This is a genomic window from Anaerococcus groningensis, from assembly GCF_046365465.1.
GTDB classification, from domain to species: domain Bacteria; phylum Bacillota; class Clostridia; order Tissierellales; family Peptoniphilaceae; genus Anaerococcus; species Anaerococcus groningensis.
This window is the reverse complement of the sequence record NZ_JBGMEG010000012.1, coordinates 32752-55540: the sequence shown is the minus strand read 5'-3', so window position 1 is coordinate 55540 and position 22789 is coordinate 32752. Positions and strand designations below refer to the sequence as shown.

At 31.1% G+C, this 22789-nt stretch carries 15 protein-coding genes and 1 tRNA gene; 2 read left to right on the top strand and 14 right to left on the bottom strand.

Going from position 1 to position 22789, the window contains the following annotated elements:
• Positions 1–25: 25 nt before the first annotated feature.
• Genes addA through AB9Q04_RS06305 form a run of 8 tightly spaced genes read right to left on the bottom strand, consistent with a single transcriptional unit; the run spans position 26 to position 14156 of the window.
• Positions 26–3397 carry a helicase-exonuclease AddAB subunit AddA gene (gene addA / locus AB9Q04_RS06340; RefSeq protein WP_410024505.1) on the bottom strand — a complete coding sequence of 1124 codons (3372 nt, stop codon included), beginning with the start codon at positions 3395–3397 and terminating at the stop codon, positions 26–28.
• Positions 3390–6758 carry a PD-(D/E)XK nuclease family protein gene (locus AB9Q04_RS06335; protein WP_410024504.1) on the bottom strand — a complete coding sequence of 1123 codons (3369 nt, stop codon included), beginning with the start codon at positions 6756–6758 and terminating at the stop codon, positions 3390–3392. The genes addA and AB9Q04_RS06335 overlap by 8 nt, the downstream gene beginning before the upstream one ends.
• Positions 6755–9811 carry an AAA family ATPase gene (locus tag AB9Q04_RS06330; RefSeq protein ID WP_410024503.1) on the bottom strand — a complete coding sequence of 1019 codons (3057 nt, stop codon included), beginning with the start codon at positions 9809–9811 and terminating at the stop codon, positions 6755–6757. The genes AB9Q04_RS06335 and AB9Q04_RS06330 overlap by 4 nt, the downstream gene beginning before the upstream one ends.
• Positions 9808–10908 carry an exonuclease SbcCD subunit D gene (locus AB9Q04_RS06325; RefSeq protein WP_410024502.1) on the bottom strand — a complete coding sequence of 367 codons (1101 nt, stop codon included), beginning with the start codon at positions 10906–10908 and terminating at the stop codon, positions 9808–9810. The genes AB9Q04_RS06330 and AB9Q04_RS06325 overlap by 4 nt, the downstream gene beginning before the upstream one ends.
• The gene (gene yaaA, locus AB9Q04_RS06320) at positions 10905–11627 is read right to left on the bottom strand and encodes a peroxide stress protein YaaA (protein WP_410024501.1); all 723 of its coding nucleotides are present in this window, start codon (positions 11625–11627) and stop codon (positions 10905–10907) included. Before yaaA ends, AB9Q04_RS06325 begins: the two co-directional genes overlap by 4 nt.
• Before the next feature lie 56 nt (positions 11628–11683).
• Complete coding sequence (locus AB9Q04_RS06315) at positions 11684–12481, bottom strand: metal ABC transporter permease (protein WP_410024500.1); 798 nt, start codon at positions 12479–12481, stop codon at positions 11684–11686.
• Positions 12474–13139: a metal ABC transporter ATP-binding protein gene (locus tag AB9Q04_RS06310; RefSeq protein ID WP_410024498.1), complete on the bottom strand. Its 666-nt coding sequence runs from the start codon at positions 13137–13139 to the stop codon at positions 12474–12476. The genes AB9Q04_RS06315 and AB9Q04_RS06310 overlap by 8 nt, the downstream gene beginning before the upstream one ends.
• Positions 13140–14156, bottom strand: coding sequence for a metal ABC transporter solute-binding protein, Zn/Mn family (locus AB9Q04_RS06305; protein ID WP_410024497.1), 1017 nt, complete (start codon positions 14154–14156; stop codon positions 13140–13142). It abuts the gene before it with no gap.
• A gap of 99 nt (positions 14157–14255) precedes the next feature.
• Between AB9Q04_RS06305 and AB9Q04_RS06300 the strand changes: the two genes are divergently transcribed.
• The gene (locus AB9Q04_RS06300; protein WP_410024496.1) at positions 14256–14681 is read left to right on the top strand and encodes a Fur family transcriptional regulator; all 426 of its coding nucleotides are present in this window, start codon (positions 14256–14258) and stop codon (positions 14679–14681) included.
• Between the two features lie 34 nt (positions 14682–14715).
• Here the strand turns inward: AB9Q04_RS06300 and AB9Q04_RS06295 are convergent, their stop codons facing one another.
• The 5 genes from AB9Q04_RS06295 to nadE all read right to left on the bottom strand — a co-directional run bounded on the left by AB9Q04_RS06295 (position 14716) and on the right by nadE (position 19974).
• A complete protein-coding gene (locus tag AB9Q04_RS06295) occupies positions 14716–15978 on the bottom strand; it encodes a dicarboxylate/amino acid:cation symporter (RefSeq protein WP_410024495.1) in 1263 nt (420 codons plus the stop codon).
• Positions 15965–16825: an SDR family oxidoreductase gene (locus tag AB9Q04_RS06290; RefSeq protein WP_410024494.1), complete on the bottom strand. Its 861-nt coding sequence runs from the start codon at positions 16823–16825 to the stop codon at positions 15965–15967. The genes AB9Q04_RS06295 and AB9Q04_RS06290 overlap by 14 nt, the downstream gene beginning before the upstream one ends.
• Before the next feature lie 488 nt (positions 16826–17313).
• Positions 17314–17387, bottom strand: a tRNA-Arg gene (locus tag AB9Q04_RS06285).
• A complete protein-coding gene (locus AB9Q04_RS06280) occupies positions 17373–18173 on the bottom strand; it encodes a metallophosphoesterase (RefSeq protein WP_410024493.1) in 801 nt (266 codons plus the stop codon). The genes AB9Q04_RS06285 and AB9Q04_RS06280 overlap by 15 nt, the downstream gene beginning before the upstream one ends.
• Positions 18163–19974 carry an NAD(+) synthase gene (gene nadE / locus AB9Q04_RS06275; RefSeq protein ID WP_410024492.1) on the bottom strand — a complete coding sequence of 604 codons (1812 nt, stop codon included), beginning with the start codon at positions 19972–19974 and terminating at the stop codon, positions 18163–18165. Before nadE ends, AB9Q04_RS06280 begins: the two co-directional genes overlap by 11 nt.
• 151 nt (positions 19975–20125) lie before the next feature.
• On the opposite strand from nadE, the gene AB9Q04_RS06270 reads away from it, so the two are divergent.
• A complete protein-coding gene (locus AB9Q04_RS06270; protein WP_410024491.1) occupies positions 20126–21349 on the top strand; it encodes an FprA family A-type flavoprotein in 1224 nt (407 codons plus the stop codon).
• 18 nt (positions 21350–21367) lie between these two features.
• On the opposite strand, the gene AB9Q04_RS06265 is transcribed toward AB9Q04_RS06270, so the two are convergent.
• Complete coding sequence (locus AB9Q04_RS06265) at positions 21368–22756, bottom strand: aldehyde dehydrogenase family protein (protein ID WP_410024490.1); 1389 nt, start codon at positions 22754–22756, stop codon at positions 21368–21370.
• Between the last annotated feature and the right edge of the window lie 33 nt (positions 22757–22789).

Genomic DNA, 22789 nt, shown 5'->3' with positions numbered 1-22789 from the left:
TAATTTCATCTCTAAGGGATTTTTCTTATTTATTTACTTCTTCTAGCTCAGAAAAATTATACCAATAAATATAAGATTTTGTTACTGGTTTTTTTAGACTTTCTTCAATAGCTAATTTATATATTTTTAGCTGGTCATCATATAGACCTTCTCTTTTTATCTTATCAGTTTTAAAGTCTAGTAAGACTGTCTCATCTTCAAATTCAAACATGATATCTATTTGTCCATTTACATAATAGTCCTCATATTTCATCAAGAAAGTTTCTTCTTTTCTGATATTTTCTGCATTTTGGTAGAGATTTTTTATTAGAGGATTTTTAAAATATGCTATTATTTTTTCTTCTTCTATTACTTTTAGCTCTTCTTGTTTTATTTTATTTTCCAAAACTAACCTATCTAGGCCGCGCGCTAGGCTCCTATTGTCATATTTTTGATAGTTTAGCCCCTGAAAAACTTTATGGATGATAGTTCCCCTATCGGTTGGCTTATATTCCTTTACTTTTGAAATAAAGTTTGGTTTTCTAAATTCTCCTGTGCTTTCAAATTTACTGTAGGATGGTAGCTCGTAGCCATCTTCTTCTGGATTAAAATTCTTGCTAATCTCTGTTACAGATTTTTTAATAGAGTCTTTAGTGTCAGCCTCAAACTCATATTCTTTTGTAAATAAATTTACAAATTTATCATAAAGCTTATCATGAACACTAGTGGCTAAAATATTAGAAATATCTTCTCCCTTATTTACTTCATAGTCATTTTCTTCTGTAAAGGTTAAAATTTCTGCAATATTAGAAAGTTCATCTGTAGTGTATTCATTTTCTAGTAGATCTAGACTTATCTTATCATCAGCAAGACTTGCTATAATCCAATCTAGATAGGTTGACATATTTAGATAATCATCCCTACCATTTAATTTATTTACCGTGTTTAGATTTCTATTACCTACTACTATAAGTTTATTTATAGCACGGGTTAGTGCAACGTAGAGGACTCTCATCTCTTCTCTTTTATTTTCCATGGTCATTTTTTCTGTGATAAGGTCTTTTTTAAGGGAAGTTAGCCTTATTTTATTTTCATAATCAGCCACATTTATACCTATACCAAGGTCATCATCAAAAACTACACTCTCTCTTAGGTGCTTGTTATTAAATCTCTTATTGGCATCTGCTAAAATAACTACTGGAAACTCTAATCCCTTGGACTTATGAATGGTCATAATTCTAACAAGATTTTCATTTTCTGATAATTCACGGGCTGGGTTTATATTATCCGTTTGATATAAGGATAAATTTTCTACATAGTCCAAAAATCCGTACAAGCCATTTTCATTATTGACTTCAAAATCGCTCATAAGATCTATAAAGGCTTCAACATTGGCTATCCTATCACTTGCCCTATCACGGGCTATTAAAAATTCATAAAACTTAGAATTTTCAAAAATATAATTTCCAAATTCATATAAGTCCATGAGGGATAATTGGTAGGAAAAATCATTAAAGGCAGTTTTAAAGTCATTAATTTTTATTAAAATTTCATCTTCTTTATCGTAATTTTCAAAAGCTTCGTAGAATTTAGCATATTTTGAATTTAGCCTAATAGCTGCTATATCATCTTCACTAAACTTATATATATCACTACGGATCACTGATAAAAGAGTGATGTCATCTTTTGGATTTGCAATTAGCTTTAGCATATTTATAAAAAATGTAACTTCTACTGCGCCAAAAGACACCTTACTTATATCATTAAAAAATGGAATGCCTGCTTTTTTAAAGGCATTTTCGTATAGGTAAGATTTGGCCCCACTTCTAAGGAGTATCGCTATATCCTTATACTCATAGCCTTCTTCTAATAAATTTTCTATTACTTTTACCAAGTGATTTTCTTCGGATAACTTTTCTTCTAGGACGTGGATTTCTGATTTCGGATTAGCTTTATCAAATTCTTTGGTAGGATTTAGCCTGTGCCCGCCATTTTTATAATCTATACCAGAAGCTTCCTTAGTCATTAGTCTATCAAAAATATAGTTTACAAAATCTATAATATCTTCATCTGTCCTAAAGTTTTCATTTAGGTTTATCCTAATAGAGTCTTTATCTTCATCACTATCGTATGATTCTAACTTATCTAAGAAAAGTTGTGGCTCTGCACGTCTAAAGCCATATATAGACTGTTTGACATCTCCTACAAAGAATAAATTGTCTTCTCTTTTTAATTTTTCTATGATATAGTTTTGGATTTCGTTACTATCTTGGTACTCATCAAAGAATATATAGGCAAATCTTTCCCTTAAAACTTGATTAGCCTCTTCATTGTCTATTAGTTTTATAAATTCCGATTCGATATCGTTAAAGTCAAGGTAGGACTTGTCTTTCTTCTTGCCCTGGTATTTTTTTAGAAATCTTTTGGTTAGATAATTAATTTCTTTTAGAACTTCTACTTCTTTTTTGCCAAATTCACTTATGATATGGGAATTTGTATTTAAAACTAGGGAGCTAATATTTTTTAATTCTTTTTTATAAAGGTCCCTGTTATTTTTTATAATAGCTTGGATGTCTTTTTCATCTTTACGAGCCCTTACCATGGTAGTAAATTTTGCCTTATTGACTTTTTCTATAAATAAGTCCCAGTCTGTAAATATTAGCTGGTTTAGACTATTTACAAGGTTATAGTCATCACTAAGCATATCCTCATATTCGACACGCAAATTATTTTCCCTAGCTATGGTTTTATTTTTGCTGATGTCTGCTAAGATTAAATCTACTTTTTCCCTTACTATTTCTTTAAAAATATTAAAATCAAAAGGACTTTCTGTTTTGCTATCTAGCCAAGCTATAGGGTCTATTTGTGATGTTAGTTTATCGTAAGTTTTTAAAATGATTGATTTTGCTGCCCTGTCATTGCGGCTGGTGGCAAAATTGTGGATAAAGTTATGAAAGTCAGCACTTTTTTTTTCGTATTCCTCATCAAAAACTTCATCTATGGCCTCTTCTTTTAAAATTACATTTGCATTTTCACTAATAATGCTAAAGTTTGGACTAAGATCATCAAAATAGTAAAAGTATTCTCTAAGCATATCTGATGCAAAGGAGTGGAGGGTTTGGATGTGGGCGTGTTTTAATAGTTTTAGCTGGTCTTTTAAAAATTTATTAGAAGTATCATTTTCTATTTGATCTTCTAAGGCCTCTCTAATCCTATCTTTCATCTCAATAGAAGCCTTGTTGGTAAAGGTAACTATAATCATCTTATCTATAGGGACTTTTTCATCTAGCATAAGGCTTATTACCCTATCCACTAAGACCCTAGTTTTACCAGATCCAGCTGCAGCAGAAATTATTATATTTTTATTTCGCTCTTTTATGGCCTTTGCTTGGCCAGGTGTATAAACTATATCACTCATCTAGATCCTCCCTATCCTTATAAAGGTCAGTTATAGTTTTCTTTTTATCAAATTCCCTATACTTATCACTATCGATACTTTCATCAAACTTACATATGCCTTTAAAATCACAGTATTGGCACTCATTTTGTGTATCAGAATATCTTATAGGATGAAGTTTTATATTACCCATTTTTATTTCTTTGATATATTTACTGATAAGGTCTTTGGCAAAATCATTTACTATTTGCTCTTCTTCAGTAGATAAAATATCAGTGTTTTTTGTATCGATAACCCCAATATTTTTACTATCGTAGTTTTCCTTATCTATAAGCTTAAAGACTTCCTCATTTACTTTTACAATGAGCCCATTCATTTTAAACTTATCTTCATAAATTTTTTCGATATTAGACTTTTCGTATGCGCCATCCATTTTTTCAAGTTCATCTGATAATGGCATATAAAATGATCCTATTGGAGTAATTTCGTTTCCCCCGGCTTTTGCACTCATCATATAAACTAAAAGTTGGAGATCTAGACCATTTAGAATATTTACTATTTTAAAAACTTTTTTACCAGTCTTATAGTCTATAATCCTTAGATATTTTGATGCCTTATCTATCCTATCAATCCTACCTCTGAGGTAATTTTCCTCATCTACATATACTCCTGGCAGGCCATTTTCTTTGTTATAACCAAAGTCTACCTCTACATCTGCTACTTTAAATTCACCTTTTTTAAGTTGGTTGATAACTTCTTTAGAGTTATTCTTTGTATTTTTAATTAAGTTATTTAGGATAAATTCATTACGTGGATTGTCCTTACGGGCCTTATCTAGATAGTTATCTATACTTTTAGAAAAATTTTCTACAATTAATTGATCAAGCTCTTCATTTGTGATACTTTCTACATCCTTATCTTTAATTAACCTTGATACATCTTCTAGAGAATTGTGAACTATCGATCCTAGCTCTCTTGCATCTACATCATAATTTTCTTCATAGTAAGGCTTGATACCAAAGTTTACAAAGTACCTATATGGGCATTTAGAATAGGTTTCTATTTCTGTAACATTAAAATGATTTTTAGGGTAGAGATTTTTGGCATTAGCTTCATCTAAATTATTTTTAATATTTGAGTAATATAAACCATCTACCATAGTTTCAAAATTACCGTGATTTTTTAGATATGATAAGTAAGATTTAGTAAATAATAAATCATTTTTATCTATCTCTTCCCCTTTTTGTACCTTCCATAAAGTTTCCATGGCATATTTTTGTGACAATTCTTCAGAAAAAATTATTTCATTTAAAGGTAGACTAGTTAAATCTATTGTTTTCATTGCTGGGAATATTTTTAAAATATCATTTAAAACTATAGACTTATTAATGGCTCCCCCATCCTTATCGCTTAAAGCAAAGGATAAATAAATTTTATCTGATACACTTATCATCTTATAAAGATTTAGCTTTTCGCGTTCTTCCATATCTTCTTCATAGATTTTTAAATCTAGATTAAGGTCAGCTAGTTTATCCTTGTCTTCTTTTCCTACTAAGAAATCTCCACTAGCTTTTGATGGGAAAAATGTATCATTAAGTCCTAGGGCAAAATTAACTGGTCTTTGGGAAACTCTTGGTCTTTTAAAATTTGTGACCGTTATATGATCTTTAGTTGGTGGGATGATACCTATATCAATGTCTGCTGCAGTAGCTAGGATGATATCGTAAGTTGCTTTTAAAGTTGATTTTCTATCTGCCATTAGGTTCATAAGTTCTTCTAGTATAGAAATAAACTTATCCCAAACCTGGTCATTCTCATCATAGTCATCTAGGTCTCCTTCTTCTAGAAGAATATTTTGATAATTGTTGATTCCCCTTATAAAAGAAGGATTGCTTATCATATCATAAATCGCCTCGATAATCTCTGAGGTTGTCGATTCATTTTTCTCTTTAATTTCTAATAAATTGCTTAAAAGTTTTATTACTTTTTTTCTAATTTCTTTTACTATTTTTTCTTCATTTATTTTAGCAAGTAACTTTTCATCTCCAAAAGGATCATCCTTGTAAAGCTTTTTATAAAAGTCTATATCCAGGTCAAAGTACTTGTCTTCTAAAAACATAGAGCCCTTTATTTTACGAGTGTTGATATAATTTTGAAAAATTATTATCTTATCGGATGCACCCTCTCCAAAGTCAAAAATGTTTGATCTTAAAAAGTAAGATAAGTCATGGGCGTTAAAATCATAGATTACAAGCCTAAGGGCTGCTAGCCAGCTTTTTACAATATGGTTATCGGATAATTTGTTAGTTTTATCAAGGAAGACTGGCAAATCATACCTATTAAATACTTTTTTAATCTCATTTTCGTATTGGTCTGCATCTGTAATATATATTGCTATATCCTTATAACGTAGGTTGTTTTCATAAACTAATTTATTTATAGTTAAGGCTATGTTTTCTACTTCTGTTTTTGTTGAAATAGATTCTAGCAAGTGGATATCTGAAGGATTATCCTTATAGATTACTGGATTATATCTTTCAAAATTTACGCATAAGTGGTTAATATCATCGTGGGGATTTATTTGTGTCTCTAGATTTATTTCATTTATCTTAGCAATATCCTTAAGTCTATAATAAAATTTATTGGCCATATCATAGATTTCTAGGTCTTTGGCCATGGGATTATTTATAAAAGTCTTATCTAGGGTAAGGGCTACATTTACCCTTGCTCCAAGTCTTACAAGCTCTGCTATAAAATCCATTTTTATATCAGAAACATAGTCAAACTTATCAAAATAAAAATTTGCATCTTTTAAAAAGTCGCAACTAGGCAGTCTTGTAATGACTTGGTTTAACCTATCTTCTGAGTCGAGGAACTTATCCTTTATTTCCTTTTGGTAGGCCTCATAGATTAACTTTATTTCTTTAAATTTTAATTTTAATATCTCATCATCAGAATTTTCTTTGATGTTTTCATAAAAGGCTTGGTCAAAGTTATTGTCCTTTATATTTGTAATGATAGATTCTATATCATTTATAAAGTCAATATTGTTATACTTGCCCTTAAAGAGGGTTAAGTCATCATTGATATCCCTTAATATGTTGCTAAGTAAAATAATTTTCCCAGACTTACTTAGGATATTATCAGCAAGGCCCCCGGTCCTATCTATTATAAATCTAGACAAGGATGAAAATGACAACACCTTGGCATCCATTACTGTTTTATAGGAAATATTATCTATAAGGTTAATATCAGACTGTAAGGTATATTGCTCAGGGACTATTAAAAATGCCCTTTCTTTATTATCTAAATTTTCTTCTATTTTTTTGTAAATATAAATGCTATTAGCATTAGGTGACTTTGAAATAATTGTATTTATCATGCTATTACCTCTAAGCTACTTCCCTTATCTTCTCGATAAGTTACAAGGATCTTACCATCAATGGCATCTTTTAATTCATTTACGTGGCTAATTAGACCTACAAATTTATTGTCATAGGAAAGTTTTTCGATCTGTTCTATAACTTTTGCTAAATAATCATCAGATAAGGTTCCAAATCCTTCATCTATAAATAAAGTATCAATGGTGATTCCACCATTTTCTGCACTTATCTCATCTGATAAACCTAGTGCTAGAGAAAGGGAAGTTAAAAATGATTCTCCACCGGAAAGAGTAGATGCTGGACGAGTTTTTCCTGTATTTGCATCTAAGATTTCTATATCTAGCCCTGATTGAGACCTTAGATTTTGCCCTTCTGAAGTTCTTGCCATTGTAAATTGTCCATTTGACATTTGTAAAAGTCTTTGGTTGGCATAATTTAGGACCCTATCAAAATAATAAGTTAAAACAAAGGTCTCAAAATCTACCTTTTGCCTACCGGCTACCTTTCCTGTTGCTCCATTGGCAATTTCTGCTAGTTTATCTAGGATTACACTTTCATCAGATAATTTTTCGTATTTTTCTTCTAAAACTTTTATATTTGCTAATATATCTTTGATAGATAATATTTTGACCTTGATATTTGAAATTTCTTCATTAATTTGACCTAATCTTTGGCTAGCTTCTTTAATCTGATTTTCTATTTTTTCTAAATCAACTAGGTCTCTACCCTCAAATTCTTTTAAGTTTTTAAAGTTGATTTTTAGTTCCTCTAAAATTTTAAAATATCTATCTATTTGGTCTGATTTAGCTTTTATTTCATCAAATAAGGCAAGGTATGATTTGTATTCACTAAAATCTGTAAATTGCTCTGATATTTTTTTATCTAAGTCAGACTTAGTATTTTCAATGTCTTCCTTAGTCTTTTTAATATTTTCTTTATAATTTTTTACCTCAGTTTGAGTTTTTGTTTGAATGTTTAGGAGATTATTATGTTTTGTAGCTATTTCTTTTATCTCTTCTTCTAAAGAGTTTATCTTCTTATCTAGATCTTCTAGTTCACTAGATAAATTTTCTAAATCAAGAGCTTCCATCTTTTCCTTATTAGACTGGTAGTAGATTTTTAACTCTTCTGAATTCTTTGTTTTTCCTTTTAACTGATTTAATAGATTATTATTGTTCTCTATATGAGCTGTATTTTGACTTAGATTTCCCTTTTTATCCTTACTTGCTACTAGTAGTTCATTTATAGATTTTTCTAAATCTTCTTTTTCTTTTTCTATATTAGCTATTTTAACTTCAAGACTAGAATTTTCTTTTAAGATTTGATCGATTTCTTTTACTTTAATTATAGACTCTTTATAAAAATTATTTTCTGTTTTAAGTTTTGTTATTTCAGCATTTATCTGATTTAAGTTTTTATTTATAAGTTCTATATCTATTTCTTCTACTGGTAACTGTTCAAAATGATCTGTATGCTTATCCCCACATACTGGGCAGGTTCCTGTCTCATTTAGGTCATCTATGAGCTTATTTATTTCTATTATTTTTCTGTTTTGCTCAAAACTTTCTACTTGTCCAAGTAAATGACTTTGTTCTTTTTTCTTAGCTAGTAAGTTTTTTTCATTTTCATTTATTTTTTCTAATAAATCTTGATTTTTCTTATAGCTTTCTAATTCATCATCAGCTTGTTTTTTTCTTTGTTTTAGATCAGTAAGATTTTTCTCTAGAGATAGACTCTCATTTCTTTTATCATCCAAACTATTATTTAAGTCATATAAGTCCTTGCGATTTTTTTCTAGCTTTTCTTTCAATTCTTCATTTGCCTTATTTATTTCACTTATACTTAGCAAGTCTTTTTCTATTTGTAGGTAGGCCTTTTCTTTTTCTTTAAATTCTTTTAGCTCACTAATGGAGTCTTTTAGCTTAGTTTTGCTTATTTTAAGCTTATCTAGATTTTTATTTTTCTCATCAATTAGCAAATAATCCTCATTGCTTTTTTCTATTTCTTGACCTATTTCTTCTAGGATTTTATTTGCTTTTTCTAATTGATTTTCATTTGCTACTAGATTTTGTTTACTTTTTTCTAGATTATCTTCTATAAGGGCTATATTTTTAGCATAAGTAGCTTTTTCTCTCTTTTCACGAAGGTCAATGTAGTAACTCTCTTGCTTTTGTTTTTCTTCTAGATTAGCGCTTACTTCCCTAAATTTTAGGATATTTTCATTTAAATTTTTGTCTTTTTCTCTTTTTTCTAAAAGTGAGCTGTAAGTTTGATTTTCCTTATCATATGCTTCTTTTCTGCTAGCCAAGTCTTTTTCATAACTAGCTCTAATATTATCAATCTTTTCTACAATTACTTTAAAATCGTGGGTGATTCTTTCCCCACTATCGATTGCGTCATTTATCTCTCTATCTTTTTCTATTTCATTTTCAAGATTTCTATCTATATATTCCAAATCTTTTTTACTGGCCTTGGATTTATCTTTTATGGTTTCTTGGATTTTTTTGTATTGGTCTGTTTTAAAGATTTTACCTAAAAGCTCTGTACGGTCTTTGGAACTTGCATGTAAGAATTGCTGAAACTCTCCTTGGGCTAGTAGCATTACTTTGGTAAACTGGTCTTTATCTAGGCCGATTATATTTATTATTTCTTTTTCAACATCCCCTATTTTTTCAGCTAGCAAAATCTTTTCATCAGTTATATCATAAAGGTTTGCTGCATGTTTGATGTCTTGGTCGATTTTTGTTCTTTTTGCCCTTTGGCTTGGAATTCGCTCTATTTGATAAATTTTATTATCAACTTCAAAGCTAAATTTCACATAGGTGTATAAATCCTCCACTGTAAGAAAATCTGACCTTAGCTTATCCATGGGGATATCACGGGATGTTTTGCCATATAGGGCAAAACTTATAGCATCAAAGATACTAGTTTTCCCTGAACCAGTATCTCCAGAAATAATAAATATTTTTTTATCATAAAGCCTGGTAAAATCTATGTCTATTTTATCTTTGTAGGTGATAAATCCTCTTAGTTCTAGTTTTATAGGCTTCATTCTATAATCCTTCCTATTAGCTCTAGCTCATCAGTACTTATTTCTTCATCCATCTTGTACTTATAAAATTCCTTAAAAAGCTCAAGGCTATCCTTATTTGTCAAATCAAGGTTTAAATCACTGGTCGCATTGAATATCCCGCTATTTTTATAGGTGATTTGTACTGCATGGGGGAATTTTTCCTTTAATTTCCCCATAGCATTATCGATTGTGTGATCATCTTCTAAGATAAATTTTAGATAATCATCGCTAGCATCCATTTTTATAATATCAGAAAAATGTCCTTCGATTATTCTAAAATCTCTTAGGGGTTTAATTTCCACATCAAAAGTCTCAACCTTATCTGTTATATCAACTATGGTCACAGACTTACTAGCCTTTGTTTCATCAAAAGAATATTTCATAAAGGTCCCAGAATATCTTATTTTTGGATCTATTACATAGTGTTTACCGTGCAAGTGACCTAACGCTACATAGTCAAAGTTTAAAAATAAATGCCCATCCATGGCATCTGATCCACCAATTATAAGGGGTTTTTGCCCTTCATTATAGGCATCCTCATCCTCTATACCGATATTATTGGCATAGCAATGGGTGATTAGCACATTTCTATCTTCGTATGTCTTATTCTTTAATAAATTTTTATAAAGATCAGTAAAATTTTCTATCTCTTCATCAAATAAAAGCCTAGCTTGGTTTATAGAAATGTATGGTATTAGGTGAAAGTGTACCTTGCCGTATTCATCTTCTAAAGTGATTATTTCATCCTTATATTCTCCAAATAAATGGTAATTTTTTTCTGTAAAAAACTTGCTATTTATATCTAATCTTTTGGCAGAATCGTGGTTACCACTTATAGCAAGGACTGGCTTTTCTCTTTTAAAAATAATTTCATCTATAAAGTCAGAATAAAGTTTTAGGGCATCTACACTTGCTATTGTTGTATCAAAGATGTCCCCTGCTATCATAATTACATCGACATTGTTTTCATCAATAATATTTAGAATTTGGTCTAGGGCGTACTTTTGATCTTCTATTAGCGAATAATTTCCTATATATTTTCCTAAATGTAAGTCTGATAGGTGGATTAGTCTCATGAGTGACTCCTTATATAGACATACTCATTTTCTGTAGAGTTATATGGGTCGTATTTGTAGCCGTTTACTACTAGCTTTTTAATATCTTCTGGGTCTTCTATTTTTTTACTAATAATTTCCTTTAGCATCCTGCCACGGGCTTGTTTCATCCAAGCTGTATAGGAACGAAGTTTGCCATCCTTATCATCCTTAAAACTTAGGCTAAGAAATTTATCATCCTTTTTTAAAAATGGTCTGATAGTCTTGGTATATTCCTTGCTGGCTAAATTTATTATCAAATCATCATTTTTATATAATTCCTTATATAAATCATCTGCCCAAAACTCATATAAGTTAATATCTGAATTATCAAAGTATAACCTATAATCAGCCATACCAGTCAAAGGTTTTAAAAGTCCATATAGGGCAGATATTATATAAACATGGTCATTTAAATAATCCAAATCATCAAAGTCATTTTTATCAAATTGTTTAAAAACAAGGCCATTATAGGCAAATATCGCTGGATTATCAAGATTTTCAAAGTCAAACTCTTGATAATCATAATAAGCTTTCTCTGTTAATTTATCATTAGTTCTATTGAGATTACCCATCTCATTCATAGAATATTTTTTAAATTTATCTACCAAAATCTTGGTTTTTTCTGGAAATAGTAGACCCTCAGTCTCTATCCCCTCATTTTTCTTAAAACTTTTTGCAGGTGAAATAATTATTTTCATTCTAATTCCTCCATCTATATAAATTATAGCATAGAAAAATAGCAGGCCCTAACCTGCTATTTGCGTGTTCTGATAAATGATATTAAAGATATAATTATGAAAAATCCTACTGCTATAAGGACGATGGCTCCACCAGGTTTTATTCCCATATAGTAGCTAGCTATAATTCCTAAAACCATAAAGATAGTTGAAAAAACTATAGAGATTTTAAAGGTAGACTTGTAAGATTTTGTAAAAACCATGGCGGAAGCAACTGGAATAGTCATAAGCGATGTAATCATAAGAGCTCCAACAGTTTTTGCAGAAATAGCAACTGTAATGGCAGTTATAAAGGTAAATAAATTATTAATTAGTCTTGTATTTACCCCTGCAAGTCTTGCTAAAACTGGGTTTATTGATGTATATAAAAGTCCATAATAAAAATAAATAGAAGATATAAGTACAATTACAAAAATAAGAGCAACTATATATAAATCATCCTGGCTTACTGTAGTAATTGATCCAAACATAAAGGACTCAAAGTTTGTCCCGCCAGGAGTAAAGTCAGATAAGATTGATGCAATGGCAATACCTGTACTCATAACAATAGCTGTCGCCATATCTCCGTATTTGGGAAATTTTTTCCTTAAAGTTTCTATAGCAAAACTTGCTAAAATACAAATGAGGATGGATGTCCACATAGGATTTATCCCATAGATTAATCCAAGACCAATTCCTGCAAGGGAGCTATGACTTAGGGCATCTCCTATCATAGATGTTTTTCTATTTATCATTATAATACCAATCATAGGAATAATAATTGCAAGCATGATTCCTATAGCAAAGGCTCTGCGCATAAAATTAAATTCAAGCATTTATAAGCCTTCCCTCCTTTAAGACCCTAGTTTTATTTACAAATTTATCTATAAGATCCATCTCATGGCTTATGATAAGGATTGTAATATCTTGCCTTTTGTTTAAATGGCCCAGTAAGTCCAAAAACTCTTCTTTGCTCTTTTGATCAATACCTACTGTCGGTTCATCTAAGATAAGGATTTTAGGACTTGCAACCATTGATCTTGCAATCATTACTCGCTGCTGCTGGCCACCTGATAATTTATTAAAAGGCCTATCTTTTAAACTTTCAATATCTAGTCTTTTAAATATATCATTAGTTTTTCTAATGGTTTCTTTGCTAGGTCTTTTAAATGCATTAAACTCCCTATAAAGATTTAAAATTACATACTCAAAACATGTAAGGGGAAAAGTAATATCCCTTGACTCGCTAAGTTGTGGCACATAGCCTATATCACTAAAGTCATCAATGTTTTCTATAGCTTTACCTAAAATATTTATTTCTCCATCTTGTTTTTTAAGCTCTCTGGTAAGTATTTTTATTAAGGTAGTCTTTCCACTACCATTTTGTCCAGATATGGCTAAAAAGTCACCTTTTTCTACTTCTAAGTTTATATCTTTTAATATTAACTTTTCATTATATCCAAAATTTAAATTTTTTATTTCAATAACATTCATTTATTTTTCCATAGACTTGTATAGTTCTTCTAGGTTATATTTTATCAAATCTTGATAGCTAGTTCCATTATTTAATTCTTCATCAGTTGCAAATTCTAAGGTATTTAGAGGGACTGTCTTAGCTCCTATCTCATCTGCGATAGTATTGGCTGATTTATCTGATCCACCCATTTCATAAAATACTGTATTTATACCTAGGTTTTTAGCTTTAAGTATAGCATCTCTTAATGTTTTTGCATCAGCATCTTCTGTTGCCCCCAGACTTGTAAGAGCTATCTGATTTAGGCCAAAATCGTGAGCTAAATAACCAAAGGCTTGGTGACTTACCAAGAAGTTTTTGTTATCTAAATTTTCAAATTTTTCCGTATATTCATCAATCATTGCATTAAGTTCTTCTTCAATTTTTTTGCAATTATCCATATAATAATCTTTGTTTGCTGGATCTATTTCAGATAATTTTTCTGCAATTACTTTTGCTTGGGCTATACCATTTTTTGGGCTAAGCCAAGTGTGTGGGTCAAATTCACCGTGGTTGTGGCCATTGTCGTAATCTTCATGCCCATGGTCTTCGTTTTCTTCATTTTCATGGCTTCCCTCTAATAAATCTATATTAACTGTAGTATTTACTAATTCTATCTCAGAAGAAGATTCTAGAGATTCCTCCCACTCTTCCATACCAGCACCATTTATAAACATAACTTGGCTATTTGATAGCTCAGCAATATCTTTGGCTGAGGGTTCCCAGCCGTGGCTTTCTGTTTTAAGATTAGTAAAAGACCTTACATCAAATTTATCCCCTGCTATTTGCTTAGTTAAATTATAAATTGGGAAGAAAGACGCATAAACACTTACACTTTCCATATTTTGATTGCTGTTTTCTACTTTTTTATCAACCTTCTCATTATTAGCTTCTTCACTAACTTCTGTTTTTGTATTATTTTCTACTGGTTGTTGATTATTACAAGCACTTAAGCCCACACCTAGAGCCAGTACTAATGCCATTTTTTTATATTTCATAATTGCCTCCATTTATTTAATGCAAATCATTTGCATTTAAGATTATATAATAATTTTTTTATATGTCAAATACTTGTATAATAATATTGGAGGTTAACAATGACCATTAGCAACCTATTAAAAGAAAAAAATCTAAAAGTAACTAAAAATAGAAAAATAATATTAGAAGCCTTACAAAAACAGGAAAACCCCATATCAGCAGAAGAACTTTTTGAAAAATTAAAAAAAGAAAATGAGATGGATTTATCTACTATTTATAGAAATCTTAATATCTTAGAAGAAAAGTCTGTCTTATTAAAAACTACCAACCTTGATGGGCTAAACTACTATCAGATAAATAATAGCAAGCACAAGCACTTTATAACCTGCTCTAATTGCCATAAAAAGTTTGTAATAGATAACTGCCCTGTCCATGAACTAGAAGAAAAAATAGAAAGAGAAACTGGTTTTATAATAAATGGCCATAATTTTGAATTTATAGGCCTTTGTCCTGACTGCCAAAATAAAGAATTAAACAATAAATAAAAAGCTGTTATACATTCATAACAGCTTTTATTTTTTATAATCTATTAAATTTTTCTTTATCAAAGGCCCCTACTGAGTTTGCTACTATCATTGTTCCAGCAGCATCTCCTGTTAGGTTTACTGTTGTTCTTGCCATATCTAGGATTCTATCTATACCCATAATAATTGCTATTCCCTCTACTGGAAGCCCTACTGATTCTAAAACCATTGATAAGGTGATAAGCCCAACTGATGGGATGCCAGCTGTACCTACTGATGCAATTGTTGCAGTAAGGATTACAGTCATAAAATCAGATGCAGTTAAGTCTATACCATAAGCATTTGCAATAAAGATTACTGCTACCCCTTGCATGATTGCAGTACCATCCATATTTATAGTAGCCCCTAAAGGAATAGTAAATGATGATATTTTTTTATCTACACCCATATCATCTAGAGTTTGAATATGGATTGGAACTGTTGCTGATGATGAAGCAGTTGAAAATCCAAAGGTCATAACTGGAGCAAATTTTTTAAGAAACTTAAATGGATTTACTCTTACAAATATTACTATCAAAAGCATATAAACAATTAATAGTTGGACTGCAAGACTACCTAGTACAGCTCCCATATATGAAAGCATCGAAATAATCGCATCATAACCAAGACTTGAAAAAGTTCTAGTGATTAAGAAAAATACACCAATTGGTGCAAGTTTCATAACCCACATAGTCATACCCATCATAAGGTCATTCATTTCTGTAACTATATTTCCTAAAGTTATTAACCTATCTTCCATAGTAGCTATTAAAAGACCTACTAAAACTGCAAATATAATTATTTGAATCATATTTCCAGTAGCCAAGGCTTCTATAGGGTTAGTTGGGATAAAGTCTAGAATAGTATCTGATAATGATATATCAGTATCGACAGATTCAAAACTTTGATCTCCAAGACTCATATTCATTCCCTTACCTGGGCCTATTACACTTGCAAGGCTTAGGGCAATAAATATGGCAAGAGCTGTTGTAAACATATAAAATATTACAATTCTTATACCAATTTTTCCTAGAGTTTCTGTATCTCCGAGGTTTCTACAACCATCGGCAATTGAGAAAAATACTAGAGGTACAACCAACATTTGCATTAGTCTTATAAAAAGCTGGCCTATGGTGTAAAATATACCATCAATTAAAATGTCATTTTTAAAGTGCGAATCGGGCACAAAAGAATGCAAGATTATTCCAAAAATAAGACCTAGTATAAGGCCAATAAATATTTTTTTGGATTGGGACATCTTTCTTTTATTTTTTTCCATTCAATCCCTCTCTTTCTAGATATGCGTGTAAGCTATCTTTCCAATTTGGAATCATTTCTCCACTAGTTAATTTTACAATATAATCATCTATAGCAAAGAACCCAGGCCTAATACCCATTCCTAAGTCATCCGGTAGCTGATCAATATTTGCATCAATCCCAGTACATGCTAGTATTTCACTTGCAAAATCATACATAGATGTAAAACCATCAGCAGAAGCATGGTAAGTACCAAAGGAATTTGTTTCGATAAGTTTGATAATAAATTGGGCTAAGTCATAGGCTGATGTAGGTGACATATATAAGTCTTTAGCAACCTTTACCTCACCTGTCTTAGCTTGTTTTATAATATTTTCTACAAATTGATTTTCTCTAGAATAAAGTCTACTTACTCTAACTATAAAGTGATAGTTAGAAAACGTTCTGACATAATTTTCACCTTCTAGATTACTTTTTCCATAAATAGTTTGAGGATTTGCCTTATCAAATTCTGTGTAAGGCTTATCAGTATTTCCATCAAAAACATCAGCAGTAGATAATTGAACAAGTTTTGCCATATACTTATTAGATGCTATGGCTATATTTCTAGCTCCAATAGCATTTAGTAAATATGCATCATCAGGATTTGCCTCACACTTATCCCTATTTGATAATCCAGAACAATTTATAATAGTATGAGGTCTAATACGTCCTACAAATTGACTTACCTCTGCTTGATTTGTAATATCTACCTCATGCTCATCAGTAGCTATGATTTCCGCATCTAATGGATCTAGAAGTCTTAGCATGGATGAACCAAGCCTACCTGAAGAGCCTGATATCCAAATTTTCTCACGTGCAATTCTCATAATTTCTCCTTAATAAAAAATTTCATATATAATCTTGTTAGTTAATTATATATGAATTATATCAAAAAATATGGGTTTTATCATCTTTGGGTGTTGTTTTGTGGGTGAATTTTGCCATTTAGATTTAATTCTTAAACTTATAAAGCTTGTGTCGGTTTGCTGACAAAGTTGATAAATCAACTTTGAAACGCTGCGACATCTGACCTTCCATCAATTCAGCTACGCTGAATTGGGATGGGTCCTCGGCGATTACATCGCCTGCGGTTTTTCGTGCTGTGGCACGAGTCCTATATTAGCCAGGTAAATATGCCTTGATTTGGCATATTTACCCCGAAAACTTAGTGCGGTAGCACGGAAGAGCTTTGTAAAAGCGAGTTTTCGTACGAGCTTGTAGTCGGCTTGCTGACAAAGTTGATAAATCAACTTTGAAACGCCGCGACATCTGACCTTCCATCAATTCAGCTACGCTAAATTGGGATAGGTCATTATGGCATGCCAGGAGAGAATCGAACTCCCATCTTAGGCTTCGGACACCTTTGTTTTACCACTAAACTACTGGCACAAGAGTGATATTACTATACTGGATTTGATCTAAAAATCTTAGGGGTAAGAATGTATTTCCTAGTCCACTATCTACATAGATGGTTGAGTTTTTATATAGAAAGGCTCCCTTATCAAAGTCTGGTAAAACTCCTTCTCCCGGGGCTAATAGACCTCCTACTATTGGCATTCTTACTTGGCCTCCGTGGGTGTGGCCTGAGAAAATAAAGTCTTCATCTCCTCTATAATTATCTCTGACATTTTTAGAAAAATGGCTTAAAATAATATTTACACTTTCTTTACTTGGCTTATAATTTTCATATGAAAAGCTAAACATACTTGTTCCATATAGGTAAATTTTATTGCCATTTACATTTAAAAGCTCACCCTCATTTTTAAGATATTTTATTCCTAATTTGTCTATTTCTTTTAAAAAAACATCTAGATTTGGGCCAGCTTCTTCATGATTTCCTGTAATATAATAGGTCGATTTATTTAAAGTAGATAATTTTTTTAGAAAATAAACTGACCTTTCTATTTTACTTACTGTCCCATAATCAATTATATCTCCAGTTAAAATAATAAAATCTGGATTGAAATTTTTAATATTTATAAGGAGCTCATCCAAATTTTTTATGGAATTAGAATGAAAGTCACTTATTTGGGTGATTTTTACAGGTTTATTAAGTTTTTCGTTTTTTAATGTTATTTTTTCTTCCTTGGCTACAAAACATTGATTATTTATATATAGGCCCAGGGCTAGAGCTGATGCCGTTAGCCCTAGGGCAATTTTTGTTTTATTTTTCATTTAAGTTTTCTAAATATCCTTCACTTCCCATATCACTTGGAATTTTAAATCCTGCTCTTGGACTAAAAGATCTGCCAGTTATATTTGGTCCATCAACCGAAGTTGAACGCTTAAATTGGTTTGCTGTAAACCTTTTAAAGTATGATATAATCCATTTTTCTATAGTTTCTTCATCATATTTATCAGCAAAAGCGGACATTGCATCTTCTAGTATTTCTTGAGCTGGCAGGTGGTAGGTTAAATGTTCATAGATAAAAAAGTCAATTAGCTCATATGGTCCTATGATATCTTCTGTCTTTTGGCTGATTTCTTTTTTATCTTGACTAATTAGTTCTGGGGAAATTGGTGTATCTAGGATATCCTCAAGAGCTATTTTTAATTCTTTATTTTCCGTTGATTCTGCAATAGCACCCACTACATAACGAATTTCTGTTTTTGTAAGAGAAGCATTTAATGAATAATTGCTCATTTGATCTCCATTAAAGGTAGCAAATCCTTGCATGGCTTCAGATAAATCTCCCGTTCCTATTACAATTCCATTGTGCATATTTGCTAAATCAAATAATATTTGCGTACGCTCACGTGCTTGGGAATTTTCATAGGCAGTATCTGGAGTAATTCCATCATGCCCTATATCTCTTAAGTGGATTTTTACCGCATCAGTAATATTAATCTCTTTTAGCTCAAGTCCTAGGGATTTACAAAGCAGATACGCATTTGATTTTGTTCTATCACTTGTACCAAAGGCAGGCATAGTGTAGCAATTTATGCCAGAAAAATCATAGCCTGCTTTTTTATAAGCATGGACTAAAAATAAAAGTGCCATAGTCGAATCAAGGCCACCTGATACTCCTAAAAATACATCTTTAACACCGATTTTTTGCATACGAGTTAAAACTGCAATTGCTCCTATATCAAGGACATCTCTTACATAATCATCCCTCTGTTCATATATAGGTAAATATGGGAATTTTTCCCTAGTTATATTTTCACCAAACTTATCAAAGTGTAGTAGCTCTTGATCAGTATATAGCCTATATCTGTTTACATAATCTATCTGATCATTGCAAATAACTTTTTCTATTCGACCATCCTCAGCTATTATATTTAAGCCGTTATATACAAAGTCTGTTGAGCTTTCTCCTCTGCCTTGAGAAGTATAGACGTAGGTTACATCTTTTGATAAAAATCTTACTCTATTTAAAATTTCTTCTTCATTTAAAGCCATTTTTACCTCTGCCGTTGGATTTAAAATAATTTGCGGGCAATTAGCTATATCAGACTTATAAGTTAAGCTTCTTGGTATACCCATCATCTCATCTTCGCCAATGCTTACTGCTATATTTAATTGGCTGATACTTGTTGATGATGGATTTACCTCACACCAGTCATCTAAAAACTGTATAACCTCTCCGTCTGGCATATCACTAGCAAATACATTTTTTTCTATTATAGATAGGTTTTTTTTGGTACATAAATCTACTAAATATCCATCCATTATTAAAGCTATGGCATTATAAATTTTTCTATTGTATTGTAAAGGAAAACCAACAGAAAATAAAATATTATATCCTTTTGAAAACTCCTTTAATTCAAGGATAGCGTCCTCACATAATAAAGCTATATCTTTATATCCATCATAAAGACTAGCTCCTGTAAGGGATAACTCAGGTAAGGATAATATACTTACACCGTCATCATATGCACTTTTCACCAAATTTTTTATAATTTCTTTATTTTTATTAATATCTCCAAGGGCTAGATCAAAGTTTGTTGATCTGATTTTTAAATTTTTTCTCATAATCCACCTCTTAAATGTATTTTACCACAAATCAACTTTTCTATTTACAATTCTTTTTCCTAGGAAATTTTAATTATTTTTTCACAAATTATTTTATTTATAATCCTAAGAGTTGTATAATAATAATTGAGATATGTATTTAGGAGGAAAAATGCAAAATATTAGACAAATCCTTGATGGTATTTACTATGTAGGAGTAAATGATAGAAGAATTGATAGATTTGAAAATATGTTCCCAGTTGAAAATGGTGTATCATATTCTTCATATTTAATAAAAGATGAAAAAAATGCTTTAGTAGATAGTGTAGAGTCTGCATTTACTAGACAATACCTAGAAAATATTGAAGCTGCTCTAGATGGTGAAGACCTTGATTATATAATTGTTCATCACATGGAGCCAGACCACTGCAGAAACATTGATTTTTGTATGAGAAAATGGCCAAATGCAAAACTAGTTGGTAATGCAAAAACTTTCCAATTTTACGAACAATTTTATAATGACGAATTTAAAGATAGATACTATGAGATAAAAGAAGGCGATGAACTAAATCTAGGTAATCACAACCTTAAATTTGTATTTGCACCAATGGTTCACTGGCCAGAAGTAATGATGTCATATGATACAAACAATCAAATTTTATTCTCAGCAGATGCCTTTGGATCATTTAATGCTATTGAAGGACACTTAAGAGCAGAAAATGTAATCCACAAAGGTGACTGGTTAGACCAAGCTCGTAGATACTATATAAATATAGTAGGTAAATATGGTAAACAAGTACAAGCGGTATTTAGCAAAGTAGCTGACCTTGAAATTAAAGCTATCCTTCCGCTACACGGACCAGTATATGATGATCAAGAATCAATTGGTTTTATCATGAACAAATACAACAAATGGTCAACATACACACCAGAAGAAAAAGGTATCGTAATTGTTTATTCAACCATGTATGGTGATACAGAACAAGCTGCAGATATCCTTGCAAAAGAACTTGCAGAACTAGGTGTCACAGAAGATATTAGAATTTTCGATGTATCTGGTTGGGATCCATCATATGTAATTGCAGATTGTCATAAATATAGCAATGCAGTATTTGCACCAATTAACTACAATGCAGGCCTATACTACAGAATGGAAGCATTTTTACAAGAACTTGCTGGTACAGGCTACCAAGATAGACACATCTCATTCTTAAATAACTGGTCATGGGGTGGTAACAGTCTTAAAATTTCTAAAGAAATCTTAGAAGCTGGTAAACACACCTATGTTGGAGAAGATGTATTAATCAACTCATCAGTTAAAGATGAACAAGTAGCACAATTAAAAGAACTAGCAAAAGCTATTAAAGAAGACTTAGATAGCCAAGAAGAATATTAAAAAAAATTTAAGGAGCCATTAAGGCTCCTTTTTTATAAGTTTTTTTAATTTTTTTAGTAAATTTAATGCTCCATTATCATATGGAGGATATTTCAATTTCATTTCAAATCCAGAATTTGCTTCCATAATTGATTTTTGGTTAGAGAAATTTTTAAAACCATAGTAACCATGGTAGCCACCTTGACCACTATAACCTACTCCACCAAATTGAAGATAAGGGTTTGAGACCATCATTAGAGTGTCATTTACCATACCATTCCCAAATTCCATATTATACATTACTTTTTCTTTTATTCTTTCATCTTCAGTAAATAAGTAAAAAGCCAGTGGTTTTGGTAAAGTTTTTATCTTATATAAAACTTCGTTTAGATTTGTATAGGTAATAATTGGGAAAATTGGCCCAAATATTTCTTCATCCATAAGCTTATTAGAAAAATTAACTCCATCTACAATAGTAGGTGCAAGTTTTAAGTTTTCTCCATCATATTCCCCACCGTGGATTATATTTTGATTTTTAAGTAAATCTAGTAAACCATCTAGGTGGTCTTTGTTTATTATACTTGGATAATCATGGCAATTTATTGGGTCTGGCCCATAAAAATCTAGTAAGGCTTTTTCTAATTCTATAACAAAGCTATCCTTTACTGCTGCATGGACTAAAATATAGTCTGGTGATACACAAGTTTGACCGGCATTTACCGTATTGCCCCAGGCAATAGATCTTGCAGCAAGGGAAAGATTTGCATCCTTTTCTACAACTGCTGGAGACTTACCACCTAGCTCTAGAGTAACTTTTGATAAATTTTTACTAGCAGCTTCCATGATAGTTTTTCCTACCTTTGATCCACCTGTATAAAATATATGATCGTAGTTATAGGATAAAAGTTCATCATGGCTTACTTTATCATTATCTACAACGTGGATATATTTTGCATAAAAGTTTGCATTTAAAAGCTCCCTTAATAGGCTTGAAGTATGTTTTGATTTTCTACTTGGTTTTAAAATCATAGTATTTCCAGCGGCCATAGCCCCTATTAGTGGGTCAATCGCTAGTAAAAATGGATAGTTCCATGGGGAAATTATTAAAGTAACTCCCATAGGTTCAAAAAGTGTATAAGATTTGCCTGGCATGGCCGTAATAGGAGTTTTTTCTGCTACCGGTCTCATCCACTCTTCTAAGTTATCCATGGCAAGTTTTATTTCTTCATAGGCCATAGTAAGTTCTGTTGCATAGGCCTCAAAGTTTGATTTACCTAAGTCTTTGGCAAGAGCCATTAATATATTATCTTCAAATTTCACTAGCAAATCTCTTAATTTCTGTAAATTTGCCAGTCTAAATTCTAGGGTTTTAGTTTCTCCTGAATAATAATATTCTCTTTGGAGATCTACAATACGTCCTAAATCCATTATCTGCTCCTTAATCTGCTTTTTCTTTTTATA